Below are 2,614 nucleotides of genomic sequence, written 5' to 3' on the forward strand. Positions count from 1 at the left end.
GTTAACGATGCTCAACCATATAGACCGTATGCGAGCAGAATCAGAAGCGAAAAAAGCGGTTGAAAAGGCAAAAGAAGAAAACAAAAACAAGGGACTAACAGAAGAAGAACAACAAAAAATCTACGAAGAAGCTTACAAAGAAGCAATGAACAAAGGGATGTCGGCGATGGGCAGTAGCACTCGTCAAGGCATTGACATGGCGGTAAGCCTTATCAACGGCTTAATCAGTGGCGACATAAAAGGGGCAGCCGCAGGGGCATTAGCGCCGAAGATAGCAACTATTATCAAACAACAGACCGAAGGAAACACTGTTGCCAACACGGTTAGCCATGCCATACTCGGTGCGGTGGTTGCTGAGCTGCAAGGTAACTCAGGGCTTGCCGGTGGCTTGGGCGCGGTAGCAAGTGAGCGGGGTGCAGAAGTTATTGCGGGGATCCTTTACCCTGATAAAGACATCAAAGACCTAAGCCAAGAAGAAAGGCAAAAAGTCAGCGCCCTATCACAACTAGCGACCGGCCTTGCGATAGCTGCTGCCGGTGGTGATATTCAAGATATCAATACTGGCGTTGCTGCGGGGAAAAATGCGGTTGAGAATAATTATTTGAGTGTATCTGAAGCTAGGCGCAAAGCGTATTTAACTTGGATAAAACCAAACTATTTAGGTGAGGAATTAACGGAAGATGAAAAAAGAGAATTAGAAAACCTCGAAAAATTGGATAAAGACCGAGATCAAATTTTGCAAGATAATTGCTCATTAGGTAATATTTCAAGTGCAGCTTGTAAAGGACTTTTACAAGAGGCTTGGGAAATGCAAAGAGAATATGCAGAAGAAGCTGCCAGAACTTTGAAAAACAGTGATCTTTATAGGGAAGATTCAAATCATCTTAATGAAGCATTATTGGGCTTAGATCCTGATAGTATTATTCACCTAGCTTCAATAGAGGCAATTGCAAAAGAAACTGGTCGAGATGTAAATGATGTCGCTCAGCAGTATAAATATGTTATGGCTGCTCATGGTATTGTCTCTTCATTAGCTGGTTTATATGGCGGTGTTAAATTTACAAATCCTGAAACTAATAACACAATTACTGTGTATCGAGTTGAAGGAGAACCAAATACTAGGGTGATTATTGGTAGTAATGGAGAAGTGACTATAAAAGGTAATACAACTTTATATTTGAATTTTGGCGATAAAGCAAGAGCTCAAGCGTTTTTAGATAAGCGAAAATCTCAAAATATGGAAGGAGCTACAATCAAGTCATTTAAAGTATCAAAGTCCTTTTTAGATAAGATAAAGAAAAATGCTGTATCTGAATCAGAGGTGAAATTTAATAAGGATAAACCAGTAATAGCAGATCCAACTAAAGCTAAAGATCAATATGGTATTAGACCTCATCAATTTGATGAATTGAAGAATTCTATTATTCAAGGAAGCGGTAAAGATGGTAATAAATAGTGAATATATGAGACAACTGTTATTAGAAAGGGAGCGATTTGATAATCCCCCTGATTATACAGTAAAAACAACGGGTGTAGGTATAGCTAGATTTGTTATTCGTTGTAATAACAATGTAAATGAAGTACTAAACTTAGCTAAAAGAGTATTAGTGATAGTAAACTATAATTCAGAACCCACTTGGCCATCTTTCGAACAATGGCTAAAAATATTACCAGATGAGTTTATTAATAATTGTGCTCCAGAACTTTCAAAAAGTGAAAGCGAAGAAAAGATTGCTTATAGAAGAACGCTTCCTTGGGAAAAGCAAGTAAGTCTAGAGAAAAATAAAAAATGGAGTTTAGGAAATTGGCTTGCTTGGTTAGAACCCGATACTAGAGAATGGTTTTGGTGGAATGATTATAAATTTGATGGTGAAATTGAAAATACTCATTTTTTAGTTGAAGTTACTGCATTAGATGATCCTTTTTCATCAGGAGCATTAAAATGGTTATTTAAAGCTTGTGGTGCTATTGATGTTATCTCTACAGATGATCTTTGATTTTACATTATTATTAATACTACTATTTTATCAGTTATGGTCTGGAGTTGGGCTTATTGCCTTGTGCTGTATAATCGATGACATAAAACCTCATACGGATAATAATTACATTCCTTTTGCAATAGGCGGCTTTTTCTGTATGTGCTAACAATAACTCATTAAAAGACAAAAGTTTTTTATTTAAAAGGTATAGAATCCTGAATTATTTTTATAAAATAACCGCCCACAATTAACGTCGGAGGGGGGGCATTATTATCGGGTAAAAGTGTCACGGTGCTGGCGGAGAAGGATATCGAATCCTCGGGGACGATATTAGGTAAAAACCGGGTTGCCTTATTAGGCAATAACGTCGAAGATGGGGTCACTAACGTGATAGCGGGGCACGATATCAATTTATCGACCTTAAAGACAGAAAGCTATCAAGACGCGATATGGAATAAGAATCACTCACACAAGGTTGATATTGAAGATGTGGTGGGTAGTGAACTGTTTGGATCGGCTACACTAATTAGTACCAGTTTTATAAGGTCATTGTTATGATAAACTAAAAATAAGAGAAGGTAACAACAATGGCAATCGATTCATCACGAAGAGCAAAACGTAGCTTTACTAACGAG

Annotated in this window: 3 protein-coding genes; all 3 read left to right on the forward strand. The window is 37.5% G+C overall.

What is annotated here, in order from left to right; translation table 11 throughout:
• Positions 1 to 1,456, forward strand: a 1,456-nt coding sequence (locus tag ACYIAL_RS12610) for a VENN motif pre-toxin domain-containing protein (RefSeq protein ID WP_483751883.1), incomplete at its 5' end; no start/stop codon positions are given.
• A 7-nt stretch (positions 1,457 to 1,463) separates the two neighbouring features.
• Positions 1,464 to 1,997, forward strand: a complete 534-nt coding sequence (locus tag ACYIAL_RS12615) for a hypothetical protein (RefSeq protein ID WP_483751884.1) — start codon at positions 1,464 to 1,466, stop codon at positions 1,995 to 1,997.
• Between the two features lie 273 nt (positions 1,998 to 2,270).
• Positions 2,271 to 2,537 (forward strand): hypothetical protein, encoded by a 267-nt coding sequence (locus tag ACYIAL_RS12620; protein ID WP_483751885.1) that lies wholly within the window; start codon positions 2,271 to 2,273, stop codon positions 2,535 to 2,537.
• Positions 2,538 to 2,614 lie beyond the last annotated feature (77 nt).

It is taken from the genome of Gilliamella sp. X-57, assembly GCF_057063565.1.

Excerpts from the sequence above, each read along its gene's own strand:
- ACYIAL_RS12615 (WP_483751884.1), top strand. The coding sequence starts at position 1,464 with ATGAGACAACTGTTATTAGAAAGGGAGCGATTTGATAATCCCCCTGAT.